We start from the raw sequence: 17,789 nt of genomic DNA on the forward strand, positions 1-17,789 counted from the left end.
CCTTTTTCCTTATATCCCTTAATCATTCTGTTTATATGTCTAACAGTGCAGCCTAACTCAATTGCAGCTCTCTGCTTGTTACCATTACTATCTATTAACTTCTTAATAACTTTATATTTTAATTCTTCATTCATTTTTAAATATACCTTTCTAATCATGTCCACCTCATTTCTTTGTCATGAGGTTTATTATATTATAAATTTGCTTTTTGGGACATAATCAACTTTGGTATACTAAGACATTATCATCTTTCGTTCATATAGAATAAAAAGATTTTAAAAAAGGTATTGACGTGAGAATAAAATCGATATATAATAATACATGTCGGTTTTGATATGAGGTCCCTTGGTCAAGTGGTTAAGACGTCACCCTCTCACGGTGAAATCAGGAGTTCGATCCTCCTAGGGACTACCAACAAAGAAAAGAATGGCTTAACTTAAATGGTTAAGGTGTTCTTATTTTTTTAGTTTCAATAGCTATTTTTGAAGATTTTACACCATTTTTACACCATAGTTTCTATATTGCTTAGCAAATCTACTGATTTTTCTTTTTCTTTCTTTAAAACATGAGTATAAATATTGGCAGTTATTTCAATGCTGCTGTGTCCCAAAAGCATTGATACAGTTTTTAAAGGTATATTGTTCTCAAATTGTTTAGTAGCATATGTATTCCTTAAAGCATGAAATTTTTTATGAGGTATATTTAATTCTCTTAAGAATTTTGTCCATGTTTTATCTAGATTTCCTGCATTAATTAAATTTCCCTGCTGACTTAAAAATATATAATCTAAATAATCCTTGGTGTGACTATCACCAGCTTTTAATTTTTCCGACTTTTTAATCTTAATTGCACTTTTTATTATTTTTAGATGTAAGGTAAATTAGAAGCTAGAGATAGTTTTTTTATTTTATATCTACTACTTAAAAAGTAATTAATACAAAAATATTCAATTAAATATAAATTGTTACAAATAATATTCGATAAAAAAGTATAATTATTTTGTAAGAAGGATTTTTAATTTGATAGGTATAAACAGCTTAAGTTACCGAAAATATATTATATATGAATATAATAATATGAAAAATAATTTACCAAATAATAGTTATGGTTTAGGGAGTAGTAACAATTATATAAATAAAGCTATTATTGATAATGGCACTGGAAAATTTGATCTGTATAATAGTACTTTTGATGAACTAATAAAAGAAGATAGAAATTTGCTTAACGAAGGTAAAATTACAGAAAAAGACTATGGGGCCATGATGATTCATGCTTTTGTATCAAGAGTACATATTGTAAATAGAAAATATTTTATTCATACAATCATATAATTTTTAATAAATAGTTAATTAATATTACACTAAGTTGTCACAAATACCATATATACTTATAAGTGTCCTAAGGAAATAGTTCCTTAGAGAAAATGAAAATAATATTTTTACATACATGAAAAAAGTAATGGTAATTACCGAACTGGTGCCTGTAGTTGCAGGACACTGTAAACTTAAGTGCAACTGCCATAAGTCAGTGTAACAGCTGGCCTCCTTTAAAAATGTAAATTTGTAATACTGGGAATAGGCATCCGTAATTTAGGATGTCTATTTTCGAATGTGGTATTAATTTAAAATCTAGTGAAATGATATTATATATAATAAAATCATTACTGAGGAGGAAAATAAATGATGAATAGTCTGGATTTAGAGAAGCAGATGAAAATCTTGGAATGAAAGGTAAAATGGCAGAGTTTAAACTCAATATGTACTTACAATCAGAGACAAATATATCTCAAATTATTAAAAGAACTATAGCGGGTGAGACTAAAGGAGTTAATATGGCTGAAAAAGTTTTAAGAGGAAATTTAGATGATAAATCAAGAAATATTGCGGGACAGATACTAGAAAAAGATAGGAATTCTATTGGAAAGTTGAATGAATTAAGTAAAAAGTATGATTAGATTAATATACAGCTGGCGTCACATTCATATCATTATATTGCGAGAACATCTAGTTTTTAACTGGATATTCTCGCAATATTTGTTATTTGAGTTTTACATTAGATTCCCTTAAAGATTATACTATTGTTACTACGGTACCTATAGGAACGAGATTGCTTAATTCGATGACTTGATTATTAAACATCCTTATGCATCCATTAGAAATACTTTTCCCGATGGAAGAAGGATCATTTGTGCCATGAATTCCATAATCTCCATAGGGAGCATTTAAGCCTAACCATCTTGCACCAAATGGACCGCCTGGATTTATAGCACGGTTGATTATTTTGAAAGTACCCTTAGGTGTAGGCGTGGATTTTTTCCCAACTGCAACTTTATAAGTTTTATAAATATGATTGTCTTTAAACAAAGATAGAATATGAGCGTTAGTATTTATATTTATATGATATACAGACCTATAAAATTGAGGATATATATAATAAAACATTGATCATGTCTCCTAATGTATAGTTATATAAACATAATATTTACAGTTATGTTGGTTTGTGAAAGTTTAATAAAACAGTTTATGCTAATGTGAATATGCATTTAGAAAGCAGATTGCACATGAAAAAATTGACAGTGATAGCGCATAGTGATAGACTAAAGAAGTAATATAAGCCAGTTACTAAGAAATCGTATGAAGTTTTTTGTACAGTAAAGGTGAAGCTATGAATTTAGTAATTATGTCTGCAGTTGTAGGGCATATAAAATATAAATACAACTTCCATTGAATTTTTAGATATCTATTAATTTAGATATCTTATTTTTATATTGAGAAGTAAGTTATTGGAAAGGATGATTTGTTTGGGACGAAAAAATGGTAAAGGTAGGAGAAAAGAATTAACTGATTTTAGTTATTTACTTGATAAAGATAAAAAAGACAGTGATGATTATGAAGTTAAACAAAAAGACGATGAAGATAAGTAATATATTTTCAACATAAAGATGTAGATACACTGTTTTCTAAAAGTGGAAGAATAACTAATATACCGGGGAATACAGCTTCCAAAATGTATTTTGAAGGTAAAAGTACGCTGGTAGTTGGAATTAGAAAGTCTTATGAGTTTCAATCATGTAAGCCGTCTGCACATTATCAATTGCCTTTGGTAAGTGCTTGTATGGGAATGTGTGAATATTGTTATCTTAACACCCAAATGGGTAAAAAACCTTATACAAAAGTTTATGTAAATATAAATGAGATATTAAGCATGGCAGATAAGTATATTGACGATAGGCTGCCGGATATAATGTTGGCTTTATAATTGCACAAATATTCTTGTATCCTAATTGGGAAGCTGGATATAAAGATATTATAGATGAGATAGGGAAAAAATTTTCTAATTCAGCGATTTCTTTTGAAATAATATCACATAGGTTTACCAAAAAGGCAAAAGAAAACATTTTAACAGTGTATCCTAAAACAATGCTGACTATGGAAGAAGAGATAAGAAAATTTAAATATGGTCAGTTTGGATATGGCAAGTATGTATATAGAGATTATGAATTAAACTACATGAAAGAATTTTTTAGAGCAAATATTGAAAAATACTTTGACAAGTCAAGTATAAAATACATAATATGAGTGAAAGGTATTAGGTTGTCATAACTGGCGGAGGCTAAAGTACTTAGAGAGTTTCAGATAAATCTGAAGCTCTTTTTTAATACATGAAAAGATAACAAAAATTAATAATATGCAATATCCATGCTTCTGACTCTATACTTACGTAGGGAAGGAGGTATGAGTATGACTGATATAAAAGATATTCTGCTGGAAATGCGAGAATTAAGGAAACATTTGAATGACTTGATTAAGGAAAATAATGACTTATTGATTCCGGAAATAGTTGAGACAAGTCAAATGTTGGATTCAGTATTAAACAAGTACGGCAGAATAATTAAAAACAAGACGGATAGGTAACAAAAGGGAGAGGTTAAAAGCCTCTCCTTTTATAAAAATTTTATTCTGGAAACAACACCGAAGCATTTACTGAAGGTTTTTTCCTAGTAAATATTTCAATACATCTTGAATATATTGAAAATATTTGATAAAATTTATATCATAATTTTACAATTTGTTAATAATAATGAAATATAGAAATATATTAACATTTAGTAATCTTAAGTTATAGAAAAAGTCTTAAATAATAAAGGAAGGTAAATTTATGAAAAGAAAAAAGATACTAGCACTTCTTGTTTGTGTTCCACTTATACTAAGTATGTATATGGCAACACCAGTTTTTGCAGCATCTTCTGTTACTGTTGATTTGTCAAGTGTAATAAGGCCAGTTACTCATTGCGCATCAGGTTCATTGTATGGGGTTCTTGAAAACAAACCAGATATGAGTTTGATACTGCCAACTAAACCAAATTGTTTGATAAATCCAGCAGTTGCTGGCTCTGGTTATCAGCAGCGAGTTGGAGCGGCTATACCTGTTGCACAAAGGTTTAATAACACGCCTATTGGAACTAAAATTCAGATCCGTTTGGCAGACTGGTTTACGGGATTTTATAACTTTACAAACATGACTGATTGGTTCAATAAAATGACCATGACTGTTAATGCTGTAAAATCCGCAGGTTTGACAAATATATATGGATATGAAATTTTTAATGAAGGTGACGATACTTTTGATGTAGCTAAAACAGGAATGAGCTTTAATGATTTCTATAGCAAATCACAAGCTAAATTGAAGCAATTAGATCCTACAGCAAAAGCGATAGGTCCTTCATTTGCAGGCTATGATCATGCTCAGATGCTTGATTTTATGACTTATCAAAAGAATCATAATACTTTGCCGGATATTATATGCTGGCATGATCTTTTTACACCGAATCTTCCAGGAACTATAGCTGATTATAGGGCAATTGAAAAGTCACTTGGAATAAGTCCGAGACCGATGGTAATGAATGAGTATAGCCAGAGCTGGGATAATGATGATGAAGGAGTACCGGGATCTGTAGCACCTCTTATTTCGAAATTTGAAAGATATAAATTTGATAACGCTGAGCAAAGCTTCTGGCATAGCCCTGGAACAATGGGTAGTATCTTGGCTACAGATACCACAAGAAATGGTGGATGGTGGTTCTACAAGTGGTATGGAGACATGTCAGGAAATATGGTAAATACAACTGGGGCAAACTCAGGCAACGCAAGAGCTGTCGATGCATTTGCGTGCGTTGATTCAGCAAAGAAATATGCAAGTATACTTATGGGGGGGACTACCGATTCATCAGCATCAACAAATGTAGTGGTAAAAAATTTCCCATCATACTTTGGAACTAAGGTGCATGTACGTGTGGATTATACTCCATATAAAAGTGCTAGTACAACTGTAAACTCTACGATTAAAAAATCTGAAGGGGATTATACAATTACAAACGGTAATATAACAGTACCAGTTACTGGAATGAACGCTAAAGACGGATATCGTATATATATCACTCCATATGGACAGGCAACCAACAGATATGAGGCTGAAGATGCAGCAGTATATCATGCTAAATACAATTCAGGCTCAAATGCATCAATGAGTAAGTATGTGGGACAGATAGATTATAGTGATAGCTATGTTGATTTCTACGTAAATGTACCAACGAAAAAAACGTATACTATGACAATTAGATATGCAAATGGAACTGGATCAAATTCAACTCATAAATTATCAGTAAACGGAGGAACTGCTTCTACAGTTAATTATCCTGTAACTGGTGGATGGGGAAAATTTTCTAACGTAAATGTCAAAGTTAATCTTAACGCTGGTGATAATATTATTAGATTATCAAAAGGTGATAAAGGATATGCTGAATTAGATTATGTAGATATAAATTAGAAAATAAAATTTTAACAACTAAAAACAACATGGACAAGTAACAAAAAGGAGAGGTTAAAAGCCTCTCCTTTTATACAATAGGTATTCCTTAGTGTTTTATAACTGTTAAAAGCATTTTGAATTTTTCACATGCTTCAAGACTATGAGGAATATCGGAAGGCATGATTATTGTTTCGCCAGCTTTAACATTAAATATATCGTCCCCTATTGTAATTTTAGCGGTACCGTCTAATATCTGAACCATGGCATCGCCGGAAGTGACATGAGTACTTATGCCTTCACCTTTATCCAGTGAGAACAAAGTAATATTTACAGATGGCATTTGAGCTATGGTTCGGCTTATTACTTGACCTTCTTGATAGGATATTAGGTTGTTTAAGTTTAGCGTTTTGGAGAAGTTTATATTTTTAAATAAGTTAGTCATATCATTACCTCTTTTCTTAGATTTCTTAATTATAATATAACCCTTTTACCAGTAAAGATATGTAGCATATGTTACCGAATTTATTGATATAAAATGTTATAATATCAGTACTAATTGATTTTAATATAATTATTGGTGGTGATTTTTTGAAGAGTTTACAAAAGATATTATTGATAAACGAGGCATAAATGAAAATGACAGCATAGAGCTCAGAAAAGAAATTATATTGTCCCATCTTTTATCATTGTAAAATGAATACTTGGAGAAGGGTTATGATGATAAGAGAGCTATTCAATTATCCATTGACAGTTTTGGAAATCCTAATTTAATAAGCAATGATTTAAAATAAAATTTACCTTCAAAAAATAAATACTATATTACGACAGTAATTACATATAAAAAAGATTAAATTATTGTAATTACGTTTATTTTAATATAACATATAAATTGAGTTGGGCATAAAAAAGTTTATGAAGGGATGTAGAGATATGGAAGAAACCAGGGCATATATTAAAAGTGTTTTAGAAAAAATTAATAATAGGGATCCTTATCAACCGGAGTTTAAGGAAGCTGTCCAAAACTTTCTAAATACTATGGAACCAGTTTTAGATAAGCATCCTGAATATATTCAAGAGAGTATATTGGAACGTATTACAGAACCTGAACGTGCAATCCAATTCAGAGTACCGTGGATTGACGATAAAGGTAACTATCAGGTAAATAGAGGCTTTAGAGTACAATTCAATTCTGCTATAGGTCCATATAAAGGAGGACTTAGATTCCATCCAACGGTAAATCTCAGTATTATAAAATTCTTAGGATTTGAACAGATATTTAAAAATAGTTTAACCGGGCTTCCAATTGGTGGAGGCAAAGGGGGAAGTGATTTCAATCCAAAAGGCAAATCAGATAATGAAATTATGAGATTTTGTCAAAGTTTTATGACAGAATTGTCAAAGTATATTGGACCTGATCTGGATGTACCAGCAGGAGACATTGGAGTTGGAGGACGAGAAATAGGCTACATGTACGGACAATATAAACGTTTAAAGGGATACCAGTCAGGCGTATTGACCGGCAAAGGCATAAGTTATGGTGGTTCTTTGATTCGTCCGGAAGCTACAGGATTTGGTTTAGTATATTATACGGAGGAAATGTTAAATACGTTGAATGATTCTTTTAAAAACAAAAAAGTTGTAATTTCAGGATCGGGAAATGTAGCTATTTATGCTGTTCAAAAGGTTCATGAATTAGGAGGAACTGTATTGGCCATGTCGGATTCAAATGGATACATAGTTGATACAAATGGCATTGATCTCTCAGTAGTAAAGCAAATTAAAGAAGTTGAAAGAGGTAGAATAAAAGAGTATGTTAATCGGGTTAAAGGCGCAAAATATTATGAAGGATCCGTTTGGAATCTGGATTTAAAATATGATATAGCTCTGCCGTGTGCAACTCAAAATGAAATTGGGGAAAAAGAAGCTCTTAAGATTACTGAAAATGGTGTTAAATTAGTTGCAGAAGGAGCAAACATGCCAAGCACTCCAGAGGCAATTCAAGTTTATAGACAAAACAATATATTGTATGGACCTGCAAAGGCTGCAAATGCCGGAGGTGTTGCAGTTTCAGCATTGGAAATGAGTCAAAACAGCTTAAGATTAAGCTGGTCAGCTGAAGAGGTAAATGATAGATTAAAGAAAATCATGCAGAATATATTTAAAGAATCAGCTGAAACAGCACATGTCTATGGGCTTGGCAATGACTACTTAAGTGGAGCAAATATAACGGGATTTATCAAGGTGGCAGATGCAATGAGAGCACAGGGGCTTGTATAAGTCTAATATTTACACAAGGCGATATGTACCACTTTTATCGTCTTGTGAAATTAATGCATGGAGGTATCACAAACTTCGCATTTGGAGCATAGGGCAATAAATATCATTCCTTTTCATAGCATAATGGAATACATATCCAGTAATTCTACAAATATAAAAACATTTGCCTTTGGTAATGTGGTTGGCAATATAGTTTTTTATTCCTCATAAATTTCACAAAAGAGATTATATAGATAAAAACACAGTTCCAGTTGGTAGTCCGGACATATTTAATTTTTGAATATAAGTAGCCTTCCCTCCTGGGGATGTCCATTCTCTGATGAAGTACAAAACAGGAGGAAGTAACAAATGAACACAAGTATCAAATTTACTGTATTTTTTGATGGAGTATTTTGGAAGGGCATATTTGAGAGAACGTATGATGATGTATACCAAACTTCAAAAGTTGTATTTGGAGCAGAACCTAAAGATTATGAAGTATATGGGTTCATTTTAAAAAACTTTGAAAATTTGAAATTCAGTTCGATTTCAATAGGAAATGTTATTCAAAGTAAAAAAATAAATCCCAAAAGACTTCAGAGAAAAATTAAAAAAGAATGCAAAAATACTGTTATAGGAACCAAGGCCCAGCTTTCATTGAAATTGCAGTATGAGAAAAAGGAGAAACACAGAGGTCATTAGGTTTAAAGGCTGTTCTTAAATTGGGAACAGCCTTAATTCACAATAAAATACCCGATTGAATAATATGTAGAGATAAATATTAAATATCAGGGGGTTTTTGTGGGATATTATATTCAAGTTGAAAAGGGAGTAGATGTATACGTAGAGGATATAAATCCAGGAGGAGATAAAACTATACTGTTTTTACATGGATGGCCTGGAGATCATAATTTATTTGAATATCAGTTCAACGTTCTTCCCAAATATGGATATAGATGTATTGGCGTTGACCAGAGAGGCTTTGGACAATCGGATAGACCTTTTACAGGATATGACTATGCAAGGCTTGCAGATGATGTTAGAAGCGTAATTAATACATTGGGATTGAAAGAAATTACATTGGCAGGGCATTCAACGGGAGGAGCTATTGCAGTAAAGTATATGGGAAGACACAAGGGGTATGGCGTATCAAAACTTGCGCTTTTTGCAGCTGCAGCTCCAAGTCTTATTAAAAGGCCGGATTTTCCATATGGAGTTGATAAAAATACAATAGTGGAGATTATTCAGCAGACTTATGATGATCGCCCGCAAATGCTTCAGAATTTTGGAAATATATTTTTTTACCAGCACATAACGGAAGCATTTTCTGATTGGTTCTTTAGTTTGGGGATTAAAGCGGCAGGATGGGCTACTGCTGCAGTTGCAGATACATGGATAAATGAAGTGCTGTTTCAGAGTTTAAACTCTATAAAGGTACCAACGCTTATTATGCAGGGAATACATGACATGGTCGTTCCATTTGAACTTGGAAAAATACAGAACCGGAGCATCCTGAATTCAAAGCTTATACCTTTTCAGTACAGCGGACATGGCTTGTTTTATGATGAAAAGGATAGATTTAATAAAGAATTGATGAAATTTGTTGAGAGCTAAAATACAGATTTATGAGTTAAATAAATATTTTAATGAATTGGTTTCAGGCAGTTAGTTCGTCTGGAGCCTAATTTAATTTTGGTGTCAAAAAATTCATATTTAAATTGACTATATGGTAGTTACTTGACGATAAAAATGAAATAGTAAAAAAATATTGCAACTTTATTGATTATATATTAATATATAATGGTATAATTAAATCATTCATATGAAAACAGCGGGAGAGTTATGAGTAAACATCATTCACCGAAGAAGTAAATCTTTCAGGTTCTTATTTAATTGGAATGACCGTTGTTGGATGAACCCTTGGAGAGACTCTGAAAAAGAGCACCGAAGGAGCAAGCCGTAAAGGTGAAACTCTCAGGTAAAAGGACAGGAGAAGGATAACATATCTTATAAGAGTAATCTATCTTAAATTACTTCATTTAGATCTTATCTATTCCCATTTGTATGTCCATCGGTAAAATATTTGTATAAAAAAAGGAAGGCGGAATACATATGGAAGAAAATCAAGACTTGGCGAGAGGGCTGAAAAATCGGCATGTTCAGCTGCTGGCCATCGGAGGAGCAATTGGAACAGGATTGTTCCTAGGTTCTGGTAGATCGATACATCTAGCTGGACCATCTATTTTATTTGCGTATTCAATAACAGGCATAATTTTATTTTTTGTAATGCGGGCTCTTGGAGAATTGTTGTTGTCAAATTTAAAATATCATTCTTTCCTGGAATTCGTTTATGACTATTTGGGCGAGGGAGCTGCTTTTATAAGTGGTTGGACCTACTGGTTTTGCTGGCTTTCGCTTGCAATGGCAGATGTTACTGCATCAGGACTTTACATACAATATTGGTTTCCCGGTGTTGCAAGGTGGATACCAAGTCTTATAGTTCTTATAGTTCTTTTGATTATGAACCTTACTGCTGTAAAGATTTTTGGTGAGATGGAATTTTGGTTTGCACTTATCAAAATTATTGCAATATTAGCTCTAATTGTAGGCGGAATATTCATGATCATAAAAGGATTTTCTACAAGTGCTGGGGCGGCTACATTTACCAATCTATGGAGGCATGGTGGGTGGATGCCGAATGGACTTGATGGATTTGTTTTGTCATTTCAAATGGTTGTATTTGCATTTACCGGTATTGAACTTGTAGGTCTTACAGCTGGTGAAACTGAAAATCCTAAAGAGGTAATTCCTAGGGCTATAAATAATATTCCGATAAGAATTATTATATTTTATGTCGGGGCACTTGCTGTAATTATGTCCATATATCCATGGAATTCAATTGATCCTGCAAAGAGTCCGTTTGTTCAGGTATTTTCTGCAATTGGAGTTGCAGCAGCTGCAAGCATTGTAAATTTTGTAGTATTGACTTCAGCAGCATCTGCCTGTAATAGTGGAATTTTTAGTACAAGCCGAATGATTTATTCTCTTTCAAAGGAAGGAAATGCTCCTAAATCCATGAAGAAATTGACTAGCAACCGTATACCTGTTAATGCGGCCATGTTCTCTGCATCGGTTATATTGATTGCAGTTGTTTTAAACTATATCATGCCACAAGGGGTGTTTGTACTTATTACAAGTATATCTACATTCTGCTATATATTTATTTGGGCCATTATAGTAATATGCCATATGAAGTACAGAAAGACAAGACCTGAACTTGCGAAGAAAAACAAGTTCAAGATGCCACTTTATCCAGTTATAAACTATGTTATATTAATATTTTTTGCCTTTGTAATAGTTACACTGGCACTTAATAGTGAAACACGTGTTGCTTTATTTGTGACGCCTGTATGGTTTATAATGCTTTGTATAATTTATAAAGTACTTAAATCCAGGAGAAAAGCTGATTCTGACGGGGAAAAACTTAAAAATAATTTAAATTAAATTTTGTGAAGATGAGTTATTGAAGGCCTGCAGATGCCCTTATAAGGGAGCGCAGGCCTTATTTGAGTTTTATTGACTTTCAAATTTCAAGATGGTAATATTGTATCAAATGATAATCAATTTCAGAAAAGGAGGCGCATAATGATACAAAAATTAACTGGGGTTCCGGAGACGCTGCTTATTCCTCTATGGGCAAGAGCGGTGGAGTCATCAAGAGAGGATTGCATAGTCAAAGATGATATGGCTGTGAATATGATAAGTAAAATAGATTATGATTTTTCAAAGTTTGATAATTCTTGGATGTCACAGACAGGGGTTGCTGTACGTACACAGTTGTTCGATGATGAAACACGTGACTTTATAGAAAGAAATCCACATGGGGTAGTTATAAATATAGGCTGTGGGCTTGATACAAGATTTTTTAGGGTGGATAATGAAAAAATAATATGGTATGATCTGGACTTGCCAGAGCCTATAAGAATAAAGAAAAACTTTTTAAAGGAAACAGAAAGGTACAGAATGATTGTTAGGTCTGTATTTGATTATTCATGGCTTGATATTATAGAACAAAGTGACAGACCTGTTTTGATTTTGGCTGAGGGAGTACTTATGTATTTTAAGGAGACTGAAATCAGGGAACTTATGAGCAAACTCGCCCAAAAATTCAAAAATGGGGAAATGATAATTGAAGTTATGCCGGCTATGGCAGTAAAAGGCAGTAAGCACCATGATACTGTAAACAAAGTTGGAGCAAGTTTTTTGTGGGGGATAAAGAGTGGAAAAGACATAGAAGAGTATAGCCCGAACATTCAATTCATGTATGAAAAAAATTTCTTCGATTATCATAAAAAGAGATGGAGATGGCTTGGAAAAATTGCGGTAATACCGTTTATTCACAATAATTTTAATGATAGGCTTGTACATTTAAAGTTTATATAAATTTTAATCTGGGATATGATTAAAAGACAAGTGTCTTGGGGAAGTTCTTCAATTGCTTGTCTTATTTTTATCTGCCTGGGAATATATAGTTTTGCACTGTCAAAAGTGAAAGGGCTGCACTTGTAAACGCTTTTTTGAAATTTTAAAATAAGAATGTACTTTAGATTAAGTTGTAGAAGTCAAGTTACTACATAAAACAAAGTGAGGTGAAAGTATGTATGCTTAGTGATTTGCTGAATCAAGGAACGATTCAAGTCGACAATCAAGCCTGCATGACGTGGAAAGAAGCTATTTTAAAAGTGTCACTGCCACTTTTGAAAAACAAAAGCATAGAAAAGGAATATGTAGATGCAATGATTGATTCTGTAAATAAAAATGGTCCTTACATGAATATAGGAGATCAAATAGCAATGGTACATGCAAGACCAGAGAATGGAGTCAACAAAATTGGACTTGCTCTTTTAAAGACTGATCCTGCAGTGGATCTTGTAAATAAAGATCATAAAATTAAGCTGTGGTTTGTTCTATCTGCTGTGGACAACAGCAGCCATTTGAGGGTTATACAGGAGCTTGCAAAGCTTTTAGGAAATGAAAATGTAGTTAAAGAAATGCTTTTAGCAGATGATGTGTCTAAACTTGAAAATATTATAAAATCAAATTAATTCAAAGGGGAAATAAGTATGAAAATTATTGCAGTATGTCAGAGTGGACTTGGAAGCAGCTTTATGGTTCAGATGAATATTCAGCAGGTGCTTAAAGACGAGGGAGTGGATACGGATGTGATAGAACTCGAGCACAGTGATGTAGGAAGTGTTTCTGCAAATTCAGCAGATTATTTTTTCGTAGAATCAACTCTTGCAGAGGCGTTTGGTTCAATTCCAGAAAACAAGTTAATAACTCTAAAAAGTCTGATTGACAGGGAAGAGATAAAAGAACGCGTAAATCTTATTCTTGACAATGAAGGTATAAGTCATTCATAACAAATTCAAAAGGAGGGATTAATATGAAATCTTTATTAAACTTATTTGTATCAGTTGCAACGCAGCCTGCTATGCTGGTTGCTCTAATTGCAATGATAGGACTTCTGCTCAAAAAGAAAAAGCCAACTGAGATAATTCAAGGTACAATCAAGACATTTGCGGGTTTTCTAGTCTTGATAGGAGGATCAGGAATTTTAAGCAATTCTCTTGCACCCTTTGCTTCAATGTTTAAATTCGCACTACATGTTCAGGGAGTTGTGCCAAGCAATGAGGCGGTGGTTGCAATTGCACTTGTCAAGTATGGAACGACAACCGCGCTTATTATGCTTGTTGGAATGATTGTTAATGTTATATTGGCAAGATTTACGAGATTCAAGTATATCTTTTTGACTGGACAGGCAATGCTTTACGTTTCGTGTCTAGCTGCAGTAATACTTGTAAGTGCAAATATGGGTACAGGTATTGAAACTATTTTGCTTGGCGGATTGTTTGAGGGAACGCTGCTTACGATTACCCCTGCGCTGTGTCAGCCTTTTATGAAAAAAATAACTGGAAGTGATGCTGTAGCTATGGGACATACAGGAAATATAGGATATGCAGCATCAGGACTTATTGGAAAGCTTTTTGGAAATAAAAAGTATACGACAGAGGATTTGAATATTCCAAAAAGTCTTGGATTTTTGAGGGATTCTACAGTATCTATTACCATTTTGATGTCAGTTGTATATGTTGCACTTGCAATATTGGCTGGTCCCGGATTTGTGGAGAGCAAACTTAGCTCTGGAAATAATTTTATAGTATATTCTATTATTCAAGCGGGAACATTTGCAGCTGGATTTGTGGTAGTATTACAGGGTGTACGTATGATACTTGGAGAAATAGTTCCTGCATTTCAAGGAATTGCACAGAAACTTGTTCCGGACTCGAAGCCGGCACTTGATGTTCCAATAGTATTTCCATATGCTCCAAATGCAGTTTTGATAGGATTTTTCGTAAGTTTTATAGTAGGTACCATAAGTATGTTTATAATGATTGCACTTAAAACTACGGTTATTATCCCGGGGGTTGTTGGGCATTTCTTTTGTGGTGCGGCAGCTAGTATATATGGAAATTCAACCGGTGGACGAAGAGGTGCTGTTCTTGGCTCAGCAGTGAATGGACTTATGATAAGCTGGTTGCCACTTCTTGTATTGCCTGTTCTTGGAAACCTCAAGCTTGCATCATCAACATTTGCAGATACGGATTATTTAATTCCTGGAATGTTGCTTGGGAACATTGGGCAATATGGAAAATCTGCACTTATGTTTGCCATTATTGGATTTACAGTTTTGGTTGTAATCATAAGTTCAGTATTGAATTCAAAGAATAAAAATCAGCTTTCAGAAAATTAGTATTTTTAAAGCCTCCGAATTTACTTGTATTCGGAGGCTTTAACTAGGAGGTAGAATTTCCCCGTCTCTATAGTTATTGAGGATTGATAGTCCGTGAGGAGGGTGTTTCATGATCCATTTTAGTAAAATAAAGCATGGTGATGAGCTTTTAAATTTGTTTGTAAGTACCAACAGGTATTTATCCATTGAAGAACTGCAGAACAGATTAAAGCTTTCACGAAGAAGTATATTTTATGTAATAAAAAAAGTAAATATTGAACTTGAGAAAAAAGGAATTGAGCATGTTCAGAGAATAGGAGGAGCAGGATATTATTTAACACCTGATAGTGTAGATAAACTTAGAGAAAGTAAACTAGTTTCAAATCGATCCTCCAATTTTGTGCTTGGACGTCTTGAAAGGAAAAATTTGATCATATGGAAGCTTATTAATAATGAAGTTGTTTCTCTTCTTAAAATTGCCGAGCTTTTAAATATATCAAAAAATACTGCAATAAAGGATATGAAAAATGTAACTGAAAGTTTGAAAAGATATGGATTAAAACTTGTGAAATCAAAAGACGGCAGAAAAATTGAAGGCCCTGAAGAATTACAGAGAAATTGGGTATATGGGCAGTTAAGCATGCACAGCTCTCTTGTTTACAGTCAGCTGGCAAATGATCCTATAAAACTTTCCGGAATAAATACTTATCTGAACAGTTTTGAAAAAGCAACTGGCAATTATTTGACGGATGATGCAATTATGATTACAAGCACGTTTATATTATGGTATTTAAATAGAGTAAAAAACGAAGAAAAATTGATGACTTGTAATTTAGATGGAGATGAAAACAGGAAGTATGCAGGATTCAGATGCACGAAGCAATTCCTATCTTCAAACGGAATTTTGAGTGATGCAGAAGCATGTTATATAGTTAAAATGATAAATTCAAGCCAGTTTTCCAAAATAAACAGGGAAGACATTACAATTAAGAAGCTTATTCCTATTACAAGAGCTACAGTTGATAGATTCAACCAAGTATCGGGGGTTTCAATTCCGCCTGAAAATCTTGAAATTTCTCTTACGACACATTTGCTTTCAACATATAATCGAGTAAAGTATAACATTTTATATAAACATCCGAATTTAAGGCAAATAGAAGATGAATACAACAGACTTTTTACTCTTACAAGGTATTCTGTGAAGTATTTTGAAGAATTTATATCAAGAAGTTTAAGTGATGATGAAATAGCTCTTATAGCACTTTATTTTGGGAGTGAACTTAGAAGACTTGAGGAGAAAACTTTAAAAAAAGAGAAGATTGATGTGTTTGTGGTGTGCTCAAGTGGAATAGGAACATCGATAGCTCTTGAACAGCAATTAAAAGTAAGGTATCCACAAGTCAAGTTTTCTTCACCTATGAGTGTATTAAAATATGAAAGCAGCTCGCTGTCCGGAATTAAACTTGTTATAAGTACTATAGATTTGCAGGAAAGAAAGCATATACCTGTAATTCAAGTATCTGCAATTCCAGATCAAATGGAATGGGGAAATATAACGAAAGCGATTTACAAGTCAGGGCTGAGTACTGGCAAGAAAAGTTCTGTAAATGTAGAAAATATTATAGATGTGATAAGCAATTATGCAAGAATTGAGGATGTCTCAGGGCTTAAGAAGTCACTGGATAATTATTTCTCCAACCAAAAACAAGATGAAACTTTCAAATCCAGAGATAATTTTGACCTGTCAGATTTGATGTCCTGCAATCATATTTCAATTTGCACAAAAAGTATTCTGTTTGATGAAGCTGTGAAAATGGCATATAAACCCCTTTTAGAAGAGAATAAAATAGAGGATAGATATGTTGAAGAGATAATAAGTCTTACAAAGGAACACGGTCCTTATATGGTACTTGGAAAAGGGATCATGCTTGCACATGCAAAGCCAAGTGATGGAGTGAATTCTATTGGAATGTGTCTGATGCTTTTGAAACAATGTGTAGAAATTCCACAAATTAAGAACGATAAGAGTGTAAAGGTAAAACTTATTGTTGGCCTTGCACCTGTGGATTCGGTAAGTCATCTAAAGGCATTGTCAAATCTTATGAGCAAAATTCAAAATTATGAATGGCTTGATTCAATATATAAATGTAATACATTAAAAGAGCTTAGAGGATGTATTTTTAGCTGATATATGAAGTTAGTCAATTCATATGATATAATTCCAATATAGGAAGGAGGAATTTAAAATGGATAAGATTCAGTATGTATGTGCCAAGTGCGGATGCAGGGAGTATGAAGTGGATCAATTTCAAGCAACAGGTGGAAATTTTTCGAAAATATTTGATATACAAAACAAGAAGTTCACAACTGTAAGTTGTAAGAGATGCGGATATACGGAATTATATAAGGGAAATACTGATAGCGGATGGAATATTCTCGATTTTCTGATTGGAAATTAAACCTTTGAGATAGTATATAAAACTATACAATGGATAATATTATCTATATGATTATTAAAAAAGGAAGTTGGTTCATATGGATGAGAATGTAGGCAGATGGCTTAAGATAATAATGGGAATTATATCTGTTGCGACACCGATTATATTCATAATTGTACTTTTGAATATTGGTAAAACTGATAAGAAAAAGAAAAAGAAATAAACTATGGAAATATGGTTTACATTGTGATATAATTTACTCTGTTGTTTATTTAAAGTTTAATTTTGGGGTGTGGCACAGGTGGTAGTGCGCAAGTTTCGGGAACTTGAGGTCGCAGGTTCAAGTCCTGTCACTCCAACCAGAAGATTAGGTCAAAATGAGATACATGGCGGAAAAAACCAGTGTTTATGTGATATTGAGAGGGTTTTGAATGAAAAATTCAAAACTCTCGTTTTTCATGGATGCACACCTTCTTTTCTGCGGATTCGAGGGT

The 17,789-nt window shown here is 33.1% G+C and carries 19 protein-coding genes, 2 tRNA genes, 1 pseudogene and 1 riboswitch; of the genes and pseudogenes, 19 read left to right on the forward strand and 3 right to left on the reverse strand.

The features are described 5' to 3' along the window. The first annotated feature begins 339 nt into the window (after window positions 1-339). A tRNA-Glu gene (locus AC4CVH_RS11075) sits at window positions 340-414 on the forward strand. An 88-nt stretch (window positions 415-502) separates the two neighbouring features. Here the strand turns inward: AC4CVH_RS11075 and AC4CVH_RS11080 are convergent. After that, window positions 503-862 carry a tyrosine-type recombinase/integrase gene (locus tag AC4CVH_RS11080; RefSeq protein WP_490787921.1) on the reverse strand — a complete coding sequence of 120 codons (360 nt, stop codon included), beginning with the start codon at window positions 860-862 and terminating at the stop codon, window positions 503-505. Window positions 863-1,019: 157 nt separating this feature from the next. Between AC4CVH_RS11080 and AC4CVH_RS11085 the strand changes: the two genes are divergently transcribed. Together AC4CVH_RS11085 and AC4CVH_RS11090 are read left to right on the forward strand one after the other, a co-directional pair. After that, window positions 1,020-1,331, forward strand: a complete 312-nt coding sequence (locus AC4CVH_RS11085; RefSeq protein ID WP_490787822.1) for a hypothetical protein — start codon at window positions 1,020-1,022, stop codon at window positions 1,329-1,331. Between the two features lie 392 nt (window positions 1,332-1,723). Next, entirely contained in the window at window positions 1,724-1,954 is a 231-nt protein-coding gene (locus AC4CVH_RS11090; protein WP_490787823.1) for a hypothetical protein, read from the forward strand. Between the two features lie 115 nt (window positions 1,955-2,069). Here AC4CVH_RS11090 and AC4CVH_RS11095 read toward each other — a convergent pair whose 3' ends face one another. Further along, entirely contained in the window at window positions 2,070-2,441 is a 372-nt protein-coding gene (locus tag AC4CVH_RS11095; protein WP_490787824.1) for a L,D-transpeptidase, read from the reverse strand. Window positions 2,442-2,800: 359 nt separating this feature from the next. Between AC4CVH_RS11095 and AC4CVH_RS11100 the strand changes: the two genes are divergently transcribed. The 4 genes and pseudogenes from AC4CVH_RS11100 to AC4CVH_RS11115 all read left to right on the forward strand — a co-directional run bounded on the left by AC4CVH_RS11100 (window position 2,801) and on the right by AC4CVH_RS11115 (window position 5,826). Next, complete coding sequence (locus tag AC4CVH_RS11100) at window positions 2,801-2,923, forward strand: hypothetical protein (RefSeq protein WP_490787825.1); 123 nt, start codon at window positions 2,801-2,803, stop codon at window positions 2,921-2,923. 8 nt (window positions 2,924-2,931) lie between these two features. Beyond that, window positions 2,932-3,578 (forward strand): annotated as a pseudogene (locus AC4CVH_RS11105) (spore photoproduct lyase family protein); the annotation flags it as partial. Between the two features lie 162 nt (window positions 3,579-3,740). Then, window positions 3,741-3,914: a Spo0E family sporulation regulatory protein-aspartic acid phosphatase gene (locus AC4CVH_RS11110; protein ID WP_490787826.1), complete on the forward strand. Its 174-nt coding sequence runs from the start codon at window positions 3,741-3,743 to the stop codon at window positions 3,912-3,914. 244 nt (window positions 3,915-4,158) lie between these two features. Further along, on the forward strand, window positions 4,159-5,826 hold the full coding sequence (locus AC4CVH_RS11115; RefSeq protein WP_490787827.1) for a carbohydrate-binding protein: 1,668 nt from the start codon (window positions 4,159-4,161) through the stop codon (window positions 5,824-5,826). An 88-nt stretch (window positions 5,827-5,914) separates the two neighbouring features. On the opposite strand, the gene AC4CVH_RS11120 is transcribed toward AC4CVH_RS11115, so the two are convergent. Next, window positions 5,915-6,250 (reverse strand): cupin domain-containing protein, encoded by a 336-nt coding sequence (locus AC4CVH_RS11120; RefSeq protein ID WP_490787828.1) that lies wholly within the window; start codon window positions 6,248-6,250, stop codon window positions 5,915-5,917. 488 nt (window positions 6,251-6,738) lie between these two features. Here AC4CVH_RS11120 and gdhA point away from each other — a divergent pair, with 488 nt between their 5' ends. The 12 genes from gdhA (at window position 6,739) to AC4CVH_RS11180 (ending at window position 17,657) form a co-directional block, all read left to right on the forward strand. Beyond that, window positions 6,739-8,085, forward strand: a complete 1,347-nt coding sequence (gene gdhA, locus AC4CVH_RS11125) for an NADP-specific glutamate dehydrogenase (RefSeq protein WP_490787829.1) — start codon at window positions 6,739-6,741, stop codon at window positions 8,083-8,085. A 348-nt stretch (window positions 8,086-8,433) separates the two neighbouring features. Continuing rightward, window positions 8,434-8,766, forward strand: a complete 333-nt coding sequence (locus AC4CVH_RS11130; protein ID WP_490787830.1) for a YjdF family protein — start codon at window positions 8,434-8,436, stop codon at window positions 8,764-8,766. A gap of 99 nt (window positions 8,767-8,865) precedes the next feature. After that, entirely contained in the window at window positions 8,866-9,678 is an 813-nt protein-coding gene (locus AC4CVH_RS11135; RefSeq protein WP_490787831.1) for an alpha/beta fold hydrolase, read from the forward strand. A gap of 296 nt (window positions 9,679-9,974) precedes the next feature. Continuing rightward, window positions 9,975-10,064: riboswitch (glycine riboswitch) on the forward strand. A 112-nt stretch (window positions 10,065-10,176) separates the two neighbouring features. Continuing rightward, window positions 10,177-11,568, forward strand: a complete 1,392-nt coding sequence (locus tag AC4CVH_RS11140) for an amino acid permease (RefSeq protein ID WP_490787832.1) — start codon at window positions 10,177-10,179, stop codon at window positions 11,566-11,568. A 141-nt stretch (window positions 11,569-11,709) separates the two neighbouring features. Next, window positions 11,710-12,507, forward strand: coding sequence for a class I SAM-dependent methyltransferase (locus AC4CVH_RS11145; RefSeq protein ID WP_490787833.1), 798 nt, complete (start codon window positions 11,710-11,712; stop codon window positions 12,505-12,507). Between the two features lie 218 nt (window positions 12,508-12,725). Further along, window positions 12,726-13,169, forward strand: coding sequence for a PTS sugar transporter subunit IIA (locus tag AC4CVH_RS11150; protein ID WP_490787834.1), 444 nt, complete (start codon window positions 12,726-12,728; stop codon window positions 13,167-13,169). Window positions 13,170-13,187: 18 nt separating this feature from the next. Beyond that, window positions 13,188-13,487 carry a PTS sugar transporter subunit IIB gene (locus AC4CVH_RS11155; protein ID WP_490787835.1) on the forward strand — a complete coding sequence of 100 codons (300 nt, stop codon included), beginning with the start codon at window positions 13,188-13,190 and terminating at the stop codon, window positions 13,485-13,487. Between the two features lie 23 nt (window positions 13,488-13,510). Further along, window positions 13,511-14,878, forward strand: coding sequence for a PTS ascorbate transporter subunit IIC (ulaA, locus tag AC4CVH_RS11160; RefSeq protein ID WP_490787836.1), 1,368 nt, complete (start codon window positions 13,511-13,513; stop codon window positions 14,876-14,878). Window positions 14,879-14,987: 109 nt separating this feature from the next. Then, the gene (locus AC4CVH_RS11165) at window positions 14,988-17,045 is read left to right on the forward strand and encodes a BglG family transcription antiterminator (RefSeq protein WP_490787837.1); all 2,058 of its coding nucleotides are present in this window, start codon (window positions 14,988-14,990) and stop codon (window positions 17,043-17,045) included. Between the two features lie 58 nt (window positions 17,046-17,103). Beyond that, window positions 17,104-17,316, forward strand: a complete 213-nt coding sequence (locus AC4CVH_RS11170; protein ID WP_490787838.1) for a zinc ribbon domain-containing protein — start codon at window positions 17,104-17,106, stop codon at window positions 17,314-17,316. A gap of 76 nt (window positions 17,317-17,392) precedes the next feature. Next, window positions 17,393-17,518, forward strand: a complete 126-nt coding sequence (locus tag AC4CVH_RS11175; RefSeq protein WP_490787839.1) for a hypothetical protein — start codon at window positions 17,393-17,395, stop codon at window positions 17,516-17,518. 63 nt (window positions 17,519-17,581) lie between these two features. Further along, window positions 17,582-17,657, forward strand: a tRNA-Pro gene (locus tag AC4CVH_RS11180). The last annotated feature ends 132 nt before the right edge of the window (window positions 17,658-17,789 follow it).

The organism is Clostridium pabulibutyricum, assembly GCF_058242705.1.